We start from the raw sequence: 17,409 nt of genomic DNA, 5'->3' as shown, positions 1-17,409 counted from the left end.
CCAAATCTCTGATTTGGCATCGACAATCGCGAGGTGTTCAAGTCACGGATGCGCAAGCATCTTCGCGACTTGGTATCAAGCGGTACGGTGCGGCGCGAATAGGATGACAGCCATACCGGCGAGGCACAGGACCGCTCCGACCAGGTCCCAGCGATCAGGCCTGATCCCCTCGACGCCCCAGAGCCACAGCAGCGAGGCAGCAATATAGATGCCGCCATAGGCGGCATAGGCCCGACCCGCCGCATCCGTCTCGATCTGGGAGAGCAGGAGGGCAAAGGTGACGAGGGCAGCCGTGCCCGGCACCAGCCACCAGGCCGACTTGCCCAGCCGCAGCCAGCTCCAGAAGGCATAGCAGCCGCCGATCTCGCCAGCGGCCGCCAAGACGTAGAACAGAATCGATTTCATGCCGGCTGCGCACTCCGCTTCCGCGTCAGCTTAACGGGCTGCCGCAGAAGGCGGAAGGCGGCGAAGATGGCGGCGGGAATCCATGCGCTCCCGCCCCCGATCTGCTCAGAATTTGTAGCTGACGCCGACCAGCGCGACCGTCTCGTGGAAGCCGGCCTTGAAGCGGGTATCGGGCGCCACCCGGAAGCGCGACTTGCCGAAATCGGTATAGCGTACTTCGACGCGGCCGATCCAATTGTCGGTGAAAGCGTATTCGACGCCGGCACCCACGGTCCATCCCGCCTTGGTCTTGGACCCGGAGCCAACGATATCGCCGTCAAACAGGTTCCAGCGCTCGCGGATGTCGGCAAAGGCGACACCACCGGTGGCATAGACCAGGACCCGGTCGAAGGCATAACCCAAACGGGCACGGATCGAACCCTGCCAGCGGTTGCGCATATGCAGACGACTATTGCCGTTATTGGCGTCGATCACGGTATGAGAGCCGTTGATGCCGCTGAGATCGATGTCGCCTTCCAGGCCGACCACGATATTGTTGGAGAACTGCTCATTGTAGCCCGCATGCAGACCGCCGAGCACGCCATTGACGTTGAAGCTGTCGGCGGGCACGGGCAGCGTCCGGCTCAGATCGTCCCTCTCCTTGCCCCAGGCATAGCCGATATGGGCACCGACATAGAAACCGGTCCAGCTATAGGGCGTTATTGGCGCTACCGGCTCGACCGGCGTCGCCGCGAGATCTGCAGCGAGAGCAGACGTTGGCGCCAGCAAAAAGGCCGCCAGGACGATTTTTTTCATGATCCCCACCCCATCGTGACATGATTCAACAATAAATCACTGTCACAATTCTTATTAGATGTCCACATTTTCGACAAAATTTCGATGATTTCGGAGTGGGATGATTTTTATGAAATATACTTCATGCTTTATAAGAATAATTTGATTGCTTGTTACTATGTCGCCCTTAAGTCTAATTAGCCTCTAGGGAAACACAGGCATGTTTCCTTGCCAAGTCCTGACAGCAAAACGGGCCGCAAAGCGGCCCGCTGCTGGATCGACGTTCAGCTGTCTCGCGATCAGCCCTTGCTCGAAGCCGCCCAGAGATTGACGTTGCCTTCCTCGGCATAGTGATCAATCTCGGCCAGCTCCTCGGCCGAGAAATCCAGATTCTTCAAGGCACCAACGCAGTCCTCGATCTGTCCGGGCCGGCTGGCACCGATGAGGGCCGAGGTCATGCGCGGATCGCGCAGGACCCAGGCGATCGCCATCTGGGCCAGCGACTGGCCACGGCGACAGGCAATCGCATCGAGCGCCCGCAGCCTTGCCAGATTCGCCTCGGAAAGCTGGTCGGGCGAAAGCGACTTGCCGGCTGCAGCCCGGCTGTCAGCCGGAATGCCGCTTGCGCCGAGATATTTGTTGGTGAGCAGGCCCTGCGCCAACGGCGTGAAGGCGATGCACCCTGCACCATCGGCCTCGAGCTGGCCGAGCAGACTGTCCTTCTCGATCCAGCGGTTGAGCATGGAATAGCTCGGCTGATGGATGAGCAAGGGCGTACCAAGGCGGCGCAGGATTGCGGCCGCCTCCTTGGTCCGTTCAGCACTGTAGGACGAGATGCCGGCATAGTGGGCCTTGCCCTGGCGCACGGCATCATGCAGCGCCGTCATGGTTTCTTCCAGCGGGGTGTTCGGATCGAAGCGGTGGGAATAGAAGATGTCGACCGTCTCGATACCCATGCGCTTGAGGCTGGCATCGAGGCTGGAGAGCAGATATTTGCGGCTGCCCCACTCGCCATAGGGGCCGGGCCACATGCGGTAGCCGGCCTTGGTCGAGATCACCAGTTCCTGGCGGTGATGGGCGAAATCCGTCTTCAGGATACGCCCGAAGGTCTCCTCGGCCGAGCCGGGCGGCGGACCGTAATTGTTGGCGAGATCGAAATGCGTGATGCCGAGGTCGAAGGCCTTGCGGCAGAGCGCCCTGGCGTTCTCGAAGGGGATGTCGCCACCGAAATTATGCCAGAGCCCGAGCGAGAGCGCCGGCAGCTGGAGCCCGGATCGGCCGGATCGGCGATATTGCATGGCGTCGTAACGCGTTTCATCCGCAACATAGGTCATGGCAGTTCTCACAATTGGAAATGAACGTTCTACAATATGATTCATCTGACAAAATGCCCCGCCCCTGGCATTTGTTCAACCGTTCAGATGACCGTTTCCGCTAAAGCGTTTTGCGATTTGGTGGAATCACCGAGAATCGCAAGGACGTGTCGAAACAAGGAGCGAAAGCAAACAAGCGCTCACGCCCGAACGCGCTTTGCTCCAGTGGAAACAAAGAAGCCGGCGTCACCGCCGGCCTCCATCGTTGTTTCAAGACGCGACGCATTCAGCGGGTCGGCACGGCATCCTCGTAGTCCGCATCCGAGGTTTCGTCCTGCGTGGTCGAACCGAGCACCATGGTGAGCACCACCGAGACGACGAAGTTCAGCACCACGGCGATCAGGCCGATATAGAAGGAGGTGCCGAACAAGGCGTAGGTCGGCGCCACCGCTCCCGAAGCCATGGCCATATAGGTGCCGGCGAGCATGCCCACGGCCCAGCCGATCAAGAGGGCCCAGCCATTGAACCAGCGCGTATAGAGCCCGGCGACAAGGGCGGGGAAGATCTGGATCATCCACACGCCACCGAGAAGCTGCAGGTCGATGGCGAACTTGGTCGGCAGCCAGAAGATCACCGCAAGGGCGCCGATCTTGACGATCAGGCTCATCAGCTTGGCGAGGTAGGATTCCTTCTGCGGCGACATGTCCGGCTCGATGAAGGGCCTCCAGACATTGCGGGTGAAGGTGTTTGCCGCCCCGATCGACATCACCGCGGCCGGTACCAGGGCGCCGATGGCGATGGCCGCAAAGCAGAAGCCCGCGAACCAGTCGGGGAACATCTTGTTGATCAGGAGCGGAATCGCCATCGAGGCATCGCCATTCGGCGTCTCGATGCCAGCGGCAACCGCCATCACGCCCAGCAAAGCGATGAGGCCGAGGATCAGCGAATAGGCCGGCAACGCCACCGCGTTGCGGCGGATGGCATTGGGGCCGGTGGCCGACAGCGTGCCCGTGAGCGCATGCGGATACATGAACAGCGCCATGGCCGAGCCGATGGAGAGCGTGATGAAGGGCCAGATCTGCGCCGGCGTCAGCGTCAGGCCGACATTGGCAGGCTTGCCGGCCGCGGCAAGGGCTGCCGCTTTGGCATCATAGACGACCTTGGCCTTTTCGAAGATCGAGCCGAAACCGCCGAGCTGGTAGGGAATGATGACGACCGCGGCGATCACGAAGATGTAGATCATGATGTCCTTGATGAAGGCGATCATGGCCGGGGCGCGCAAGCCGCTCTTATAGGTGTAGAGCGCCAGGATGATGAAGGCGATCGTCAAGGGCAGATGAGAGGCGAAACCCGTGGCCGAGAAACCGAGGGCCTGGATCACCTTCTCCATGCCGACGAGCTGCAGGGCGATATAGGGCATGGTGGCGAGGATGCCGGTGAAGGCCACCGCCAGCTCCAGCCAGCGATTGCCGTAGCGCCCGGCAATGAAATCGGCGCCGGTGAGATAGCCATGCTTGTGGGTGGCGTTCCACAGCCGCGGCATGATCAGGAAGATCAGGGGATAGATCAGGATGGTATAGGGCACGGCGAAGAAGCCGTAGGCGCCCACTGCATACATCAGGCCGGGCACGGCGATGACGGTATAGGCGGTATAGAGATCGCCACCCAGGAGGAACCAGGTGATCCAGGCCCCGAAGCGCCGGCCGCCGAGGCCCCATTCGTGCAACTGGTCGAGATCACCCGCCTTCCAGCGCGCCGCCACGAAACCCACCACGGTGACGAGGAGGAAGAAGAAGACGAACACCATCGCCGCCGTCCAATTGAGATTGTCCAGCATCAGCGTTCAACCTTCCAGGCGAGGTAGACGAACAGCGACGAAATCGGCACCAGGACGAGAAGATAGAAATAGAAGAAGGGCAGGCCGAACAGCACGGGATCGATGCTGTTATAGAGCGGCGTCAGCAATGCCAGTACGCAAGGTACCAGCAGAAGCAGGTATTTCATGGCATTTCCCCCGGAGACTCTGAGAACGTGGCGGCAGCCGAATCCTCGCCTGCTGCAAACTCTTTGGACGGATTCTTATTCCCTTGGAGAAAGATTGAGTCCAGCGGCAATACGGCTGACTTAACGGGAATGGCTGCGATTTCTAGCCGGGCTCGCGGGCTCGGCCCGGCTATTCAAAAGCCCCGCTCGATACGAGCCGAGGCAGGATTGCCGGGCCAGGCCCGCTGACAAAGCTCTTTCCCGCCCGGCCGCGCGTCAGATCTTGGCCGCCTTGACGAAGGCCGGATCGAAGGTCTTTTCGTAGGGGACGTCGGCGTTGGCGAGTTCGGGATCGAGCGCCTTGAGCGCGTTCATCATCGACTCATAGCCGTCCTTGGTGACCATGCCGTCCGGCGAATACATCTGCCGCGAATTCTGGAACGCCTGCATATAGAGGTCCCGATTGCCCAGCAGATATTCCTTGGGCACGAGATCGGCGACATCCTCGGGCTTGGCCTGGCCGAGCCACTTCAGGGCCTTCATCATGGCATTGACCACGCGCTGCGTGGTGACCGGATTGTCCTTCGCGAAGGACTGCTTGAGATAGACGGTCGCCGCCGGATTGGTGCCGCCGAACAGGGCTTTGGTGCCCTCCTCGGTACGCGTATCGAGCAGGATGGCGATGTCGTCGTCATGCTGCAGCTGGCTGATCACCGGATCGAGATGCGACAGGCCGTCGATGCCGCCATTCTTGATGGCCGCCACGGCGCTGGCGCCGCCGCCGATGCCGATCTGGGCGACGTCGGCCGAGGTCAGCCCGTTCTTCTGCAAGGCATATTGCAGCAGGAGAGCGGTGGAGGATCCCGGCGCCGTCACGCCCACCTTGCGCCCCTTGAGATCGGCAATGGTCTTGATCTCGCCGGCGAGGCTCTTGCGCACCGCGATGACAATGCCGGGAAAGCGGCCGAGGTCGCAGACGGCGATGACATCCTGCCCCTTGTTCTGCATGCGGATGGTGTGCTCATAGGCGCCAGTGACCACGTCCACAGAGCCGCCGACCAGCGCCTGCAGCGATTTGGAGCCGCCGGCGAAGTCGTTGATGGTGACGTTGAGACCTTCCTCCTTGAAGAAGCCTTTCTGCTCGGCCACGGTCAGCGGCAGATAATAGAGCAGCGGCTTGCCGCCGACACCGATGGCGAGGTCGGTTTTCTCGGGCTTGGCATCCTCCGCGAAGGCCGGCAGCGTTCCGCCGAGCGAGGCACCAAATACCATGCCGGCAGTGCCGACCAGAAAAGTCCTGCGTTTCATGATTTTTCCTCCCAATTCGCTTTCCAATATGCGTTAGCCGCGCCAGACCAGCAGCCGGCGTTCCACCGCCGTCATCAGCCAGTCGACGATGAGAACGAAGGCCATCAGCACGAACATGCCGGCAAAGACGCCGGTGACGTCGAACACGCCTTCGGCCTGCTGGATGAGATAGCCCAGGCCCGCCGAGGAGCCGAGATATTCGCCGACCACCGCCCCGACCACGGCAAAGCCGACCGAGGTGTGCAGGCTGGAGAACACCCAGGACATCGCCGAGGGCAGATAGACATGGCGCAGGAGCTGGCGCTCATTCATGCCGAGCATGCGCGCATTGGAGAGCACGGCCGGGCTCACTTCCTTGACGCCCTGATAGACGTTGAAGAAGACGATGAAGAACACCAGGGTGAAGCCGAGCGCCACCTTCGACCAGATGCCGAGGCCGAACCACAGGGCGAAGATCGGCGCCAGCACCACGCGGGGCAGCGCATTCGCGGCTTTGACATAGGGATCGAAAATGGCGGCGACCACGGGCTGGCGGGCGAACCAGAAGCCGAGAATGACGCCGCCCACAGCGCCGGACAGGAAGGCCAGCGCCGATTCAGCCAGGGTGATCCAGAGATGGTACCAGATGGAGCCGTCGGTGAACCACTCCACGATCCGCTTCCACACGCTGAGCGGCTCGCCGAAGAAGAAGGCCACGGTCTTGGGCGAGCCGAACAGCGACGTCGTCGAGGCCAGATGCCAAAGGGTGATGCCGACGACCGCGACGAGCACCTGCAGGACGAGCAAGACGATCTTGTTGTTCATTGAGTCCCCCAGGACGGCCGTCTTCGGATGGCAGAATTGAATTTCGTCATTGCGAGCGCAGCAAGGCAATCCACCTGCCATAAAGCGAGAGCCCTGGATTGCTTCGCTGCGCTCGCAATGACGACGAATGATCGATCGAACTCATGAGAAAAACCGCCGAACTAGCTGTAGGCCTTCATCACCTCGTCGCGCAGGGCGTCCCAGATATCGCGATGCAGGCGGATGAAAGCGGGGTCATGGCGAATTTCCGCAATGGCGCGGGGCCGGGGCAGCGGCACGCTGAACTCGCCGATGATGCCAGCCTTCGGGCCGGCCGACATGATGACGATGCGATCGGCCAGCGCGATCGCCTCATCGAGATCATGGGTGACGAACATCACCGCCTTGCGATCCTCCGACCACAATTTCAGCAGGAGGTCGCCCATCACCAGCCGGGTCTGGGCGTCGAGCGGCCCGAAGGGCTCGTCCATGAGAAGCAGCTTGGGATTGCGGATGAGCACCTGCGCAAGACCCACGCGCTTGCGCTGCCCGCCGGACAGCATGCGGGGATAGCGATCGCCGAAGCGGGCGAGACCGACCCGCTCCAGCCAGGTCTGCGCTGCCTGCCTGGCCTTTTCCGCAGGCGTGCCGGCGACTTCCAGGCCGATGGCGACATTCTGCAGAACGGTCTTCCAGGGCATCAGCGATTCCTGCTGGAAGAGGTAGCCGGCCTGCCCGTTCAAGCCCTTGAGCGGCTTGCCGAAGACTTCGACCGTTCCGGCGACCGGGATCAGCAGCCCGGCCGTGGCATTGAGCAGCGTTGACTTGCCGCAGCCCGTCGGCCCGACAATGGCAACGAATTCGTGCTCCCCCACCGAGAGATCGACATTGGCCACGGCATCGAAGCGGGAATCCCTGGTCGCGAATGAAATCGAAACGCCCTTCAGCGCAACGGCTTGCGCTGCGCTCATGCGGCCTCGGCCCTTCTCATCTGCAGTCCTCCCGAATTGGTCCTACGAGTCGGCTTTGTGCGAACTCTATACCGCGACAGCAAGCAACGGCCAGCCCCGCGAACAGGCTCGTCAGGAGCAAGGCATGGTCAGGACGGCGAGAAACGGGCCACCAGCTGATGGCGGTCGCCCGGATAGGTGAAGCGCACCGCCGTGACGAACTGGTCGCCGCGCCAGGTGCGCCGCTCCACCACAAGGCAGGCGCTGCCGGGCTCGAGCTTCAGCAAGGCCGCCTCTTCCCCGCGAGCCGCCGCAGCCTTGATGTGGTGTTCGGCCACCGTCCAGGGCACATGCCCGAGGAGCCAGACCCCCGGCGGTTCCCGGCCAAAGTCTGCCTCTTCCGCCAACGGCACCGCCTCGAGATCGATCAGGCGCTCTTCCAGGCAGAACGGGCTGTCACCGGCGAAATGGCGGCAGGTCAGCGCCAGCAACGGCCTGGAACCCTCCAGCGCGAATGTCAGGCGTTCCGCCGGCGTCGGCCGACGCTGGCGACGTTGCAGCAATTCGAAGCGATATGGCAGACCAAGCGCGGTCACCTCCGCCTCGATGCCGTGAATGGCGAGTACGGCGGCCTCGCTGCGCGGCTGGGTCACGAAACTGCCCGCCTTGCGCCGACGCTCGATCAACCCGGCGGCGGCAAGCTGGGTCAGCACCTTGTTCACCGTCATGCGCGAGCAGCCATAGATCTCGGTCAACTCGGTCTCGAAAGGGATGCGATGGCCCGGCGGCCATTCGCCCGAAACGATGCGGTGCTCGATATCGCCGAGGATGCGCTGATGCAGCGTCTGTGCCTTGGCATCCAGCTCGAGGGGGGCTGTCTCGTTCATCAAAGGCTCCCGCTGCGATATGGCCCCATCCGGGCGAGCGCCGCAATTTCGAGGACCTCCGCTTCCTTAGCCATTGCCGCTCCCCTCGCCAAGTTCCGCTTTCCCGCTCAAGCCAATCGGCACTAAACTTTCATCATTCCACTTGCGCGTCAATTAATATGTCTATACATGTTCCCGCATAACAGCAGGGTGGAGAGATCGATGGCGACAGACAGCCAAGGGGGTCGTTTGTGGCGCAATGCGCGCCTGGCAACCCTGGTCGGGGATGACCTCGGCATCGTGGAGCGGGGAGCCGTGCTTGCCGAAGGTGAGCGCATCGCCTTCGCCGGCCCCGAAAGCGACCTGCCGGCCGGCATGCGCGACAAGGTCGAGACCATCGACCTCGAAGGGCGCTGGATCACACCGGGCCTGATCGACTGCCATACCCATCTCGTCTTCGGCGGCGACCGGGCACACGAATTCGAGCTGCGCCTCAAGGGTGCCAGCTATGAGGAGATCGCCCGGGCAGGTGGCGGCATCGTTTCCTCGGTCAACGCGACGCGGGCCGCCAGCGACGATGAGCTTCTCGCCGGCGCCCTGCCCCGTCTCGACCATCTGATCGCCGAGGGTGTCACCACGGTCGAGGTGAAGTCGGGCTACGGCCTGGAGACCCGCACCGAGCTTGCCATGCTGCGTGCAGCACGCCGTCTCGGCGAGGCCCGCAAGGTCAATGTCTCGACCACCTTCCTCGGTGCCCATGCCCTGCCCGTCGAGGCCAAGGGCGACAAGGACGCCTATATCGATCTCGTTTGCAGGGAAATGCTGCCGGCCGTGGCCGCCGAAGGCCTCGCCGATGCCGTGGACGGCTTTTGCGAGGGCATCGCCTTCCTCCCCGAGCACATCAGCAGGGTCTTCGACGCGGCGAAGAAGGCCGGCCTGCCGGTCAAGCTTCATGCCGACCAGCTCTCCAATCTGCACGGCGCCAAGCTCGCGGCCGATTACGGCGCGCTGTCGGCCGATCATCTCGAATATACCGACGATGAAGGCGCCGCCGCCATGCATGCGGCGGGCACGGTCGCCGTGATCCTGCCCGGCGCCTACTACTTCATTCGCGAGACCAAGCAGCCGCCCATCGCCGCCTTCCGGGCCCACAAGGTGCCGATGGCCGTGGCGACGGACTGCAATCCCGGCACCTCGCCGCTGACCTCGCTGCTCACCACCATGAACATGGCCGCCACCCTGTTCCGCATGACCGTCGACGAATGCATCGCCGGCGTCACCCGCAACGCCGCCAAGGCGCTCGGCAGGGCCGGCGATATCGGTACGCTCGAAGCCGGCAAGCAGTGCGACCTCGCCATCTGGGATATCGAGCGCCCGGCTGAACTTGTCTACCGCCTAGGTTTCAATCCGCTACATCAACGCATCTGGAGAGGCCAGTGACCAACCCCGTTTTGCTGCGTCCCGGCAGTGTCTCGCTCGCACAATGGCGCGCCATCTATGACGGCGCGCCCATCAGCCTGGACGAGGGCTGCCGCCCGCTGGTCGAGGCCGCGGCCAAGGCCGTCGCCGACATCATCGCCAAGGGCGAGCCGGTCTATGGCATCAATACCGGCTTCGGCAAGCTGGCGAGCGTGCGCATCGAGAATGCCGACCTCGCCATCCTCCAGCGCAACATCGTGCTCTCGCATGCCGCCGGCGTCGGCGAGCCCCTGCCGGTCGAGGTCGTCCGGCTGATCATGGCCCTGAAGCTCGGCAGCCTCGCCCAAGGCGCTTCGGGCGTGCAATGGTCGACCATCATCATGTTGCGCGACTGTCTCGCCAGGGACCTGATCCCGGTCGTTCCCGGCCAGGGCTCCGTCGGCGCCTCCGGCGATCTCGCTCCCCTGTCCCACATGACGGCGGCGCTCACCGGCGTCGGCACCTTCTTCGTCAAGGGCGAGAAGGTCGAAGCCACCGAGGCGCTCAAGCGTGCCGGGCTGTCGCCGCTCGTGCTCGGTCCGAAGGAAGGCCTGGCGCTGCTCAACGGCACGCAGGTCTCCACCGGCCTGGCGCTGGCGGGCCTGTTCCAGGCCGAACGTGTGTTTCAGGGCGCCCTGGTGACCGGCGCACTCTCCACCGATGCCGCCCGCGGCTCGGACGGGCCCTTCGATCCGCGCATCCACAAGGTTCGTGGCCATCGCGGCCAGGCCGAGGTCGCCGATACGCTGCGCGCCTTGATGGCGGGCAGCGCCATCCGTGCCTCCCATCTCACCGGCGACGAACGCGTGCAGGATCCCTATTGCCTGCGCTGCCAGCCCCAGGTGATGGGCGCCTGCCTCGACCTCCTGCGCCAGGCCGCCGCCACGCTGACGATCGAAGCCAACGGCGTCACCGACAATCCGCTGGTCTTCACCGACACGGGCGACGTGATTTCTGGCGGCAATTTCCACGCCGAACCGGTCGCCTTCGCCGCCGACATGATCGCCATGGCCCTGTGCGAGATCGGCTCCATCAGCGAGCGGCGCATCGCCATGCTGGTCGACCCGGCCCTTTCCGGCATCCCGGCCTTCCTCACGCCCAAGCCCGGCCTCAACTCCGGCTTCATGATCCCGCAGGTCACCGCCGCCGCACTGGTGTCGGAGAACAAGCAGCGTGCCTTCCCGGCCAGTGTCGACTCGATCCCGACCTCGGCCAACCAGGAGGACCATGTCTCCATGGCCTGCCACGGCGCCCGCCGTCTCCTGGAGATGAGCCGCAACACCGCCAACGTCATCGGCATCGAATATCTCGCGGCCGTGCAGGGTTGCGATTTCCATGCTCCGCTGAAGTCGAGCGAAGCGCTGGAAAGCGCCCGCGCCACGCTGCGCGCCGAGGTGCCCCACCTTTCCGATGACCGGCATTTCGCGCCCGATATGGCCGCCGCCACCGCGCTGATCTGGAGCGGCGCGGCGCAGAAGGCCGCCGGCCTCAAGACTTTGGCCAGCGTGGTGGAGGGCACGGCATGAGCCGGCCCGACTGGCTCGAGATCCGGCAGGGACAGGCACCACTGCTTGTCTCGCTGCCGCATACGGGCACTGAGATCCCGGCCGCGATCGAAGCGCGGCTGGTGTCGCCCTGGCTCGCCCGCAAGGACACCGACTGGTGGATCGAGACGCTCTACGACTTCGCAGCCGGGCTCGACGCCACCATCGTGCGCACGCCGATGTCGCGCACCGTCATCGACGTCAACCGTGACCCATCCGGGGTTTCGCTCTATCCCGGCCAGGCCACCACGGAGCTGTGCCCGACCACCAGCTTCGACGGCGAGCCGCTCTACAAGGACGGCGAGGCCCCCAGCACGACCGAGGTCGCCGAACGGCGCGCCCTCTGGTTCGATCCCTATCACCAGGCCCTGGCCGACGAAGTCGCCAGGCTTAGGGGACGCCATCGCAACATCGCTGTCTATGACTGCCATTCGATCCGCTCGGTCATTCCGCGCTTGTTCGAGGGCACGCTGCCGCAGTTCAACATCGGCACCAATGGCGGCGTGACCTGTCATCCCGCCTTGGCCGAGACGATCGAGGCGCTCTGCCGCTCCAGCGGGCGCGAGACGGTGATGAACGGGCGCTTCAAGGGTGGCTTCATCACGCGCAGCCTCGGCCAGCCTGACAAGGGCGTGCACGCGGTGCAAATGGAGCTCGCCTGCCGCTCCTATATCGACGAGCCGCTCGGCCCCGTCGACGAAGCCAACTGGCCGGTCGCCTTCGACGCGGCCTACGCCCAGCCCCTGCGCGAAACCCTCGGCAGCATCCTCAATGCCTGCCTGGTCTTTGCCAGGGCGCTGAAATAGTAGTGTGCCGGTCTTCAGACCGGCATTCCTTCAAGCTCAACACCGTCTTATCGGTCTCCTGCCATGAAGCTGATCCGTTTCGCCGACCTCACGCCGAAGCCCTGGAAGAATGGCGGCGGCACCACCACCGAAATCGCCGTATCGCCTGACGGCGCCGGCTTCGACGATTTCGACTGGCGCCTGTCGGTTGCGGAAGTAGCGAGCAACGGTCCCTTCTCGCTCTTCCCCCAGATCGATCGCACCTTGACCCTGATCGAGGGCCAGGGCCTCGACATGTCGATCGAAGGGCGGGAGGCGGTGAGGCTGACCCCGGTTTCCGCTCCCCTGGCCTTCCCCGGCGATGTGCCCGTCACGGCCAGCCTGGTCGAAGGCCCCATCCGCGACTTCAATGTGATGACCCGGCGCGGGCGATTCAATCACCAGGTCTCCCGGCACGATCTCGCAAAGGGACGGCTGGCGTTGCCGCAGGACGGCCTGCAGCTGGTGGTGGCGCTCGGCGTCGGTTCGATCCGGATCGGCGCTGATAGTCTCGACCTCGGCTTCGGCGACGTCCTCGTCTTCGAGGCGGACGATACGGGCAGCATCGAGGGAGCGCTGCCCGTCTTGTTGATCGGATTACGGCCCGCAACAGCGGGCTGACCGCAGCGCGAAACTCACTGCACCGCGTGCTTGACGGCGCGGCCGGTGGCCTTCACGTCCCGGCCGACGCCGGTGACCGTATTGGCGCAGGCGGTCAGAGTGAGTGCGGACACCACGAGAGCAACGATCGCGAAGGAAATTTTTGACATTCGTTCATTCCCCGAATTGGCTGTGCCGACAATGGCAACAACACGGGAATCGTTATGCCATATTCGCCGGGCTTGCACAGCCGGACTTTTCCTTCCCAAAGGGAATATCAGGCCTGTACTTGTCTATCCTGATGCTCCCGTGAGACAGGCTCGAGCCCTGGAACGGCCGCCATCCCCATGAGCTCCGCCCGTTGCCCCTATCCCAAGCCGGGCGATGCCGTTATGCTCCGCCCTCTCGAAGCGGCCCGACATTCGTCGCGGGCATGCAACCCCCTCAAAGGCACCTTGTTCCTCGACATTGCCATCATCGTCTTCCTGACGCTTCTCAACGGCGTCCTCGCCATGTCGGAACTCGCGATTGTCTCCTCCCGCCCAGCCAGGCTGCGCGCACTCGCCGACCGCAAGAAGCGAGGCGCGGCGACCGCGCTGGAGCTCCTGGAAAATCCCGGCCGCTTCCTCTCCACGGTCCAGATCGGCATCACGCTGGTGGGCGTTCTCTCCGGCGCCTTCTCGGGCGCGACGCTCGGCACGCGCCTTGCCGGCTGGCTGCAGACGCAGGGCCTGTCAATCCACGCTGCCGACACGCTTGGCGTCGGCATCGTGGTGGTAGCGATCACCTATCTGTCGTTGATCATCGGCGAGCTCGTGCCCAAGCAGATCGCCCTGCGCGACCCCGAGCGCATGGCGGCCCGGGTGGCGCCGGCCATGCGTCTCCTGTCGAAATGCGCGGCGCCTCTGGTTTTCCTGCTCGACATCTCCGGGCGCACCGTGCTGAGGCTGCTCGGCCAGGGCGGCAAGACCGAGGAGAAAGTGACGGAAGAGGAAGTGCGCACCATCCTCAAGGAAGCCGAAAGTGCCGGCGTGCTGGAAACGGCTGAGCGCGACATGATCTCGGGCGTCATGCGGCTGGGCGACCGCAGCGCCCGTTCGCTGATGACGCCGCGGCGCGACGTCGAGGTGATCGACCTCTCCGATTCCGCCAAGACGATCATGGCGCAGCTGCGCGCCACCAGCCGCTCGCGCCTGCCGGTGCAGGACGGCGAGGACGACAACATCGTCGGCGTGGTCATGGTCAAGGACCTGTTCCAGAGCCAGCTCGACGGCCGGGCCCTCAATGTGCGCGACCATGTCCAGACGGCACCGATCGTGATGGATACCAACGAGGCGCTGGGTGTGCTGCAGTCGCTGCGCTCCTCCAGGGCGCATATGGCGCTGGTTTTCGACGAGTACGGCCATTTCGAGGGTGTGATCACGGCCAATGACGTGCTGGAGGCGATCACCGGCGCCTTCCAGGACGATGACGGCGACGAACCGGCCATCACCATGCGTTCGGACGGCTCCTACCTGGTGTCGGGCTGGATGCAGGCGGACGAACTGGCCGAAACCCTGTCGATGCCGATCGAGCGCGGCGACTACGAAACCGCAGCCGGCTTCATCCTGGCCGAACTCAACCGCCTGCCGCAGACCGGCGAGAGCTTCGTGCGGGACGGCTGGCGCTTCGAGGTCGTCGACCTCGACGGCCGGCGCATCGACAAGATCCTGGTGTCGAAGGACGCCTGAGAGGTACCACCTCATCGAGGCCGCCAAGCAAAACGCGGGCAACCCTTCTCCCCTTGCGGGAGAAGGTGGCGCGGAGCGCCGGATGAGGGGTGCCAACACGCTCCTTGCTAGAGCGTATCTTGTTTAAGTTGGTTCATAGCCCGCTGCCTGGAAGTAGTTCGCGCATTCGGCTGGGCTGAAGAGGTGGATGATCGAGCCGACTGCCTCCCATAGGGCATCGATGGTCCTTTCGGCCTTTGCCCGTAGCAGCGCCTTGAGTTTGGAGAACGCATTTTCAATTGGGTTGAAGTCGGGGCTGTAGGGCGGCAGATAGAGCAGGCTCGCACCTGCCGTCTCGATCGCATTACGCACGCCGGCGGTCTTGTGGGCCGGCAGGTTGTCCATCACGACAACGTCGCCGGGCTCAAGGGTCAGGACCAGGACCTGCTCGACATAGGCAAGGAATGCGTTGCCGTTCATGGCGCCGTCATAGACGAAGGGCGCGGTCATCCCGGTCAACCGCAGGGCGCCGGTGAAAGTGGTCGTTTTCCAATGACCGTGGGGAACGCCCGCCCGGCAACGCTCACCACGGGGCGCTCTTCCACGCAAGCGCGCCATCTTCGTCGACAGCCCCGTCTCATCGATGAACACGAGCCTTGCCGGATCGAGATCGAGTTGACCGTCGAACCAAGCCTGGCGGCGTTTCAGGATGTCGGGCCGATCCTGCTCCAGTGCATGTGCGGACTTTTTTTGAACGTCCAGCCATGGCCACGAAGCCAGGCGCTCAGGGCACTGCGGCTGATCCCGACCGATTGCTCGGTCTCCAGCCGCCGCACCATCTCGTTGAGCGTGATGTCCTTGCGTTCCTCGATCAGCCCGACGATGAAGGCTTCATGCACATCGAGGCTGGAGGAGCGGCTACGGCCAGGCCGTCGAGGCGCCAACTCGCCTACCTTCGCTCGTGCTATCCAGCGGATCGCACTCGAAACGCCGACACCGAACCGCGCTGCAGCCCGACGCGCCGACATGCCTTCTGCCGAGGCCTTCAGGACCCGTGACCGTAGATCTCCGCTCAGGGCTCTTCCCATCATCAACCTCTCCCACAAGGCAGATGTTGAATCAGCTCACAAGCCACCTGTCACATCACAATCGATTCATCGATCGCAGGACATGCTCTAGGTTGCGTTTCTCCCCTCATCCACCCCTTCGGGGCACCTTCTCCCACAAGGGGAGAAGAATTCTCCGCGACCGCCTGCTCGGATGCGCCCTGCCTCTCAGCGCGCCGGCGCGGTGACCGCCTGCGCGGCGTTGGCCCATTGCGTCACCACCATGCCGCCGACGATGAGCAGGACGCCGGCGAGGCGCGCCGGGTTGACCGGCCTCGGCGCAAAGCCCATCAGGCTGAAATGATCGATCGCCAGCGAGGCGATCATCTGGCCGGCGATCACCGCCACCATGAAATTGGCGGCGCCGAGCCGGGGTGCCAGCAAAAGCGCGGCGGTGATGTAGATCACACCCGCAAGTCCGCCCGTCCAGATCCACCACGGCCCTTTCGACGCCGCATCGATGGTGGGGATCGGGACACGGAAGGCCGCCATCACCGGCAGGATCACCGCGATGCTGACCGCCAGTGAAACCAGGGTGGCCCAGAGCGGATGACCGAGCAGCCGGCCAAGCGTGGCATTGGCCCCAGCCTGGAACGGCACGACCGCGCCTGCGATCAGGGCCGGCAGCAGCAGAAACAGGGAAGCGGGGTTGGTCATGGCGGTCTCCTTCGATCACCGAAGGTCTATGCCATGCCTAATTCAGATGGAAATTCCGATTTCCTATCCATACTATGCACCATATGAATAATCTTGCCGGCATCGACCTCAACCTGCTCACCGTCCTCGAGGCCCTGCTGGCGGAGCGCCATGTCTCGCGCGCGGCCCTGCGCCTGAACAAGAGCCAGCCGGCCGTCAGCCACGCCCTGGCGCGGCTGCGCACGTTGCTGGACGATCCCCTGCTGACACGCCAGGGCGGCAGCCTCAGGCCGACGGCGCGGGCGCTCGAGATCCAGCCTCATCTCACCGAGGCGCTCGACCGAATGCGCCATCTGCTGACCCCGGCCGGCTTCGATCCCGCGCGCGAGCGGCGCACCTTCCGGCTGGCGATGTCGGACTATGGCGCCGCCGTGCTGCTGCCGAGACTGGTGCCGCTGCTGCGTGCAGAGGCGCCGCACAGCGACCTGCTCGTCACCCAGGCGGGCCGGGAGGCGATGGCGGCCCAGATCCTCGATGGTGAAATCGATCTCGCCTTCGGCGTGTTTCCCGATCTCGGCGAGCAACTCGCTCAAGCGCTTCTGTTCGAGGATCACTATGTCTGTCTCGCGGATGGGTCCGGCCTGCCGCCCTTCGGCCGGCTCGACCTTCCCTCCTATCTTGCCCGCCCGCACGCGCTGGTGGCGCTGCGCGCCGATGTCGAGAACGAGATCGACCGCACCCTCGCCGCGCTCGGCCACAAGCGGCGGATCTGCCTCACCCTGCCGCATTGGGGCGTGGCACCGCGCCTGATCGCCGGCACGGACATCATCCTGACCGTGGCGCGCGGCATCCTGCCAGCCTCGATCGAGGCTGGCGGTCTTCGCCTGTTCGAGCCGCCTTTCACCCTGCCGGCCGTGCCCTTCACCCAGATCTGGCACCCGCGCCGCCGGGGCGATCCCGCCCATCAATGGCTGCGCGAGCGTATCACGAGGTTTTATGGGAAAGGGCGAGGGTGATCGCGCTCTGTCATCCCGGACGCGGTGCAGCATGCAGTGCTGCTTCGCAGATCCGGGACCGCAGGACAATTCTGCGCCGCACTCGGATTGCGGTCCCGCATCTGCACCGCAACGCCATGCGTTGCAGTGCGTGC

Annotated in this window: 18 protein-coding genes; 6 read left to right on the top strand and 12 right to left on the bottom strand. The window is 64.1% G+C overall.

From position 1 onward, the window contains the following. Positions 1-75: 75 nt before the first annotated feature. The 9 genes from ACIGJE_RS11535 to hutC all read right to left on the bottom strand — a co-directional run bounded on the left by ACIGJE_RS11535 (position 76) and on the right by hutC (position 8,403). On the bottom strand, positions 76-405 hold the full coding sequence (locus ACIGJE_RS11535) for a YnfA family protein (protein WP_311933430.1): 330 nt from the start codon (positions 403-405) through the stop codon (positions 76-78). A gap of 105 nt (positions 406-510) precedes the next feature. Next, positions 511-1,200, bottom strand: a complete 690-nt coding sequence (locus ACIGJE_RS11530; RefSeq protein WP_311933431.1) for an outer membrane protein — start codon at positions 1,198-1,200, stop codon at positions 511-513. A 278-nt stretch (positions 1,201-1,478) separates the two neighbouring features. Next, the gene (gene mgrA / locus ACIGJE_RS11525) at positions 1,479-2,513 is read right to left on the bottom strand and encodes an L-glyceraldehyde 3-phosphate reductase (RefSeq protein WP_415084334.1); all 1,035 of its coding nucleotides are present in this window, start codon (positions 2,511-2,513) and stop codon (positions 1,479-1,481) included. Positions 2,514-2,778: 265 nt separating this feature from the next. After that, the gene (mctP, locus tag ACIGJE_RS11520; protein ID WP_367624095.1) at positions 2,779-4,329 is read right to left on the bottom strand and encodes a monocarboxylate uptake permease MctP; all 1,551 of its coding nucleotides are present in this window, start codon (positions 4,327-4,329) and stop codon (positions 2,779-2,781) included. Continuing rightward, positions 4,329-4,496 carry a DUF3311 domain-containing protein gene (locus tag ACIGJE_RS11515; protein ID WP_082979752.1) on the bottom strand — a complete coding sequence of 56 codons (168 nt, stop codon included), beginning with the start codon at positions 4,494-4,496 and terminating at the stop codon, positions 4,329-4,331. Before ACIGJE_RS11515 ends, mctP begins: the two co-directional genes overlap by 1 nt. A gap of 255 nt (positions 4,497-4,751) precedes the next feature. Further along, on the bottom strand, positions 4,752-5,783 hold the full coding sequence (locus tag ACIGJE_RS11510; protein ID WP_311933434.1) for an ABC transporter substrate-binding protein: 1,032 nt from the start codon (positions 5,781-5,783) through the stop codon (positions 4,752-4,754). Between the two features lie 33 nt (positions 5,784-5,816). Continuing rightward, positions 5,817-6,587 (bottom strand): ABC transporter permease, encoded by a 771-nt coding sequence (locus ACIGJE_RS11505; protein ID WP_311933435.1) that lies wholly within the window; start codon positions 6,585-6,587, stop codon positions 5,817-5,819. A gap of 161 nt (positions 6,588-6,748) precedes the next feature. Then, positions 6,749-7,537 (bottom strand): ABC transporter ATP-binding protein, encoded by a 789-nt coding sequence (locus tag ACIGJE_RS11500; protein WP_311933436.1) that lies wholly within the window; start codon positions 7,535-7,537, stop codon positions 6,749-6,751. Positions 7,538-7,665: 128 nt separating this feature from the next. Next, positions 7,666-8,403, bottom strand: coding sequence for a histidine utilization repressor (hutC, locus tag ACIGJE_RS11495; RefSeq protein ID WP_394310221.1), 738 nt, complete (start codon positions 8,401-8,403; stop codon positions 7,666-7,668). Between the two features lie 201 nt (positions 8,404-8,604). Here hutC and hutI point away from each other — a divergent pair, with 201 nt between their 5' ends. The 4 genes from hutI to ACIGJE_RS11475 all read left to right on the top strand — a co-directional run bounded on the left by hutI (position 8,605) and on the right by ACIGJE_RS11475 (position 12,829). Next, the gene (gene hutI / locus ACIGJE_RS11490; protein WP_415084338.1) at positions 8,605-9,822 is read left to right on the top strand and encodes an imidazolonepropionase; all 1,218 of its coding nucleotides are present in this window, start codon (positions 8,605-8,607) and stop codon (positions 9,820-9,822) included. Further along, a complete protein-coding gene (gene hutH, locus ACIGJE_RS11485; protein WP_367624096.1) occupies positions 9,819-11,366 on the top strand; it encodes a histidine ammonia-lyase in 1,548 nt (515 codons plus the stop codon). Before hutI ends, hutH begins: the two co-directional genes overlap by 4 nt. Then, on the top strand, positions 11,363-12,190 hold the full coding sequence (gene hutG, locus ACIGJE_RS11480) for an N-formylglutamate deformylase (RefSeq protein WP_311933440.1): 828 nt from the start codon (positions 11,363-11,365) through the stop codon (positions 12,188-12,190). Before hutH ends, hutG begins: the two co-directional genes overlap by 4 nt. A gap of 63 nt (positions 12,191-12,253) precedes the next feature. Further along, positions 12,254-12,829, top strand: a complete 576-nt coding sequence (locus ACIGJE_RS11475) for a HutD/Ves family protein (protein ID WP_367624097.1) — start codon at positions 12,254-12,256, stop codon at positions 12,827-12,829. 14 nt (positions 12,830-12,843) lie between these two features. Here the strand turns inward: ACIGJE_RS11475 and ACIGJE_RS11470 are convergent, their stop codons facing one another. Continuing rightward, positions 12,844-12,978: an entericidin A/B family lipoprotein gene (locus ACIGJE_RS11470; RefSeq protein ID WP_068288645.1), complete on the bottom strand. Its 135-nt coding sequence runs from the start codon at positions 12,976-12,978 to the stop codon at positions 12,844-12,846. A 285-nt stretch (positions 12,979-13,263) separates the two neighbouring features. Between ACIGJE_RS11470 and ACIGJE_RS11465 the strand changes: the two genes are divergently transcribed. Further along, positions 13,264-14,538 (top strand): hemolysin family protein, encoded by a 1,275-nt coding sequence (locus tag ACIGJE_RS11465; RefSeq protein WP_415084341.1) that lies wholly within the window; start codon positions 13,264-13,266, stop codon positions 14,536-14,538. Between the two features lie 123 nt (positions 14,539-14,661). Here the strand turns inward: ACIGJE_RS11465 and ACIGJE_RS11460 are convergent. Together ACIGJE_RS11460 and ACIGJE_RS11455 are read right to left on the bottom strand one after the other, a co-directional pair. Further along, a protein-coding gene (locus ACIGJE_RS11460) for an IS630 family transposase (protein WP_483680231.1) occupies positions 14,662-15,605 on the bottom strand; the annotation gives its coding sequence in 2 pieces (ribosomal slippage) (positions 14,662-15,272 and positions 15,272-15,605; 945 coding nt in all). 186 nt (positions 15,606-15,791) lie between these two features. Further along, positions 15,792-16,280 (bottom strand): DMT family transporter, encoded by a 489-nt coding sequence (locus ACIGJE_RS11455; RefSeq protein WP_415085985.1) that lies wholly within the window; start codon positions 16,278-16,280, stop codon positions 15,792-15,794. Positions 16,281-16,363: 83 nt separating this feature from the next. Between ACIGJE_RS11455 and ACIGJE_RS11450 the strand changes: the two genes are divergently transcribed. Further along, a complete protein-coding gene (locus ACIGJE_RS11450; RefSeq protein WP_483680114.1) occupies positions 16,364-17,275 on the top strand; it encodes a LysR substrate-binding domain-containing protein in 912 nt (303 codons plus the stop codon). The last annotated feature ends 134 nt before the right edge of the window (positions 17,276-17,409 follow it).

This window comes from Labrys sp. E2SS-1L (assembly GCF_057073705.1).
The sequence above is the reverse complement of the archived record's forward strand: the minus strand, read 5'-3'. Positions and strand labels throughout refer to the sequence as shown.

Excerpts from the sequence above, each read along its gene's own strand:
- ACIGJE_RS11535 (WP_311933430.1), bottom strand. The coding sequence starts at position 405 with ATGAAATCGATTCTGTTCTACGTCTTGGCGGCCGCTGGCGAGATCGGC.
- ACIGJE_RS11530 (WP_311933431.1), bottom strand. The coding sequence starts at position 1,200 with ATGAAAAAAATCGTCCTGGCGGCCTTTTTGCTGGCGCCAACGTCTGCT.
- mgrA (WP_415084334.1), bottom strand. The coding sequence starts at position 2,513 with ATGACCTATGTTGCGGATGAAACGCGTTACGACGCCATGCAATATCGC.
- mctP (WP_367624095.1), bottom strand. The coding sequence starts at position 4,329 with ATGCTGGACAATCTCAATTGGACGGCGGCGATGGTGTTCGTCTTCTTC.
- ACIGJE_RS11515 (WP_082979752.1), bottom strand. The coding sequence starts at position 4,496 with ATGAAATACCTGCTTCTGCTGGTACCTTGCGTACTGGCATTGCTGACG.
- ACIGJE_RS11510 (WP_311933434.1), bottom strand. The coding sequence starts at position 5,783 with ATGAAACGCAGGACTTTTCTGGTCGGCACTGCCGGCATGGTATTTGGT.
- ACIGJE_RS11505 (WP_311933435.1), bottom strand. The coding sequence starts at position 6,587 with ATGAACAACAAGATCGTCTTGCTCGTCCTGCAGGTGCTCGTCGCGGTC.
- ACIGJE_RS11500 (WP_311933436.1), bottom strand. The coding sequence starts at position 7,537 with ATGAGCGCAGCGCAAGCCGTTGCGCTGAAGGGCGTTTCGATTTCATTC.
- hutC (WP_394310221.1), bottom strand. The coding sequence starts at position 8,403 with ATGAACGAGACAGCCCCCCTCGAGCTGGATGCCAAGGCACAGACGCTG.
- hutI (WP_415084338.1), top strand. The coding sequence starts at position 8,605 with ATGGCGACAGACAGCCAAGGGGGTCGTTTGTGGCGCAATGCGCGCCTG.
- hutG (WP_311933440.1), top strand. The coding sequence starts at position 11,363 with ATGAGCCGGCCCGACTGGCTCGAGATCCGGCAGGGACAGGCACCACTG.
- ACIGJE_RS11475 (WP_367624097.1), top strand. The coding sequence starts at position 12,254 with ATGAAGCTGATCCGTTTCGCCGACCTCACGCCGAAGCCCTGGAAGAAT.
- ACIGJE_RS11470 (WP_068288645.1), bottom strand. The coding sequence starts at position 12,978 with ATGTCAAAAATTTCCTTCGCGATCGTTGCTCTCGTGGTGTCCGCACTC.
- ACIGJE_RS11455 (WP_415085985.1), bottom strand. The coding sequence starts at position 16,280 with ATGACCAACCCCGCTTCCCTGTTTCTGCTGCTGCCGGCCCTGATCGCA.
- ACIGJE_RS11450 (WP_483680114.1), top strand. The coding sequence starts at position 16,364 with ATGAATAATCTTGCCGGCATCGACCTCAACCTGCTCACCGTCCTCGAG.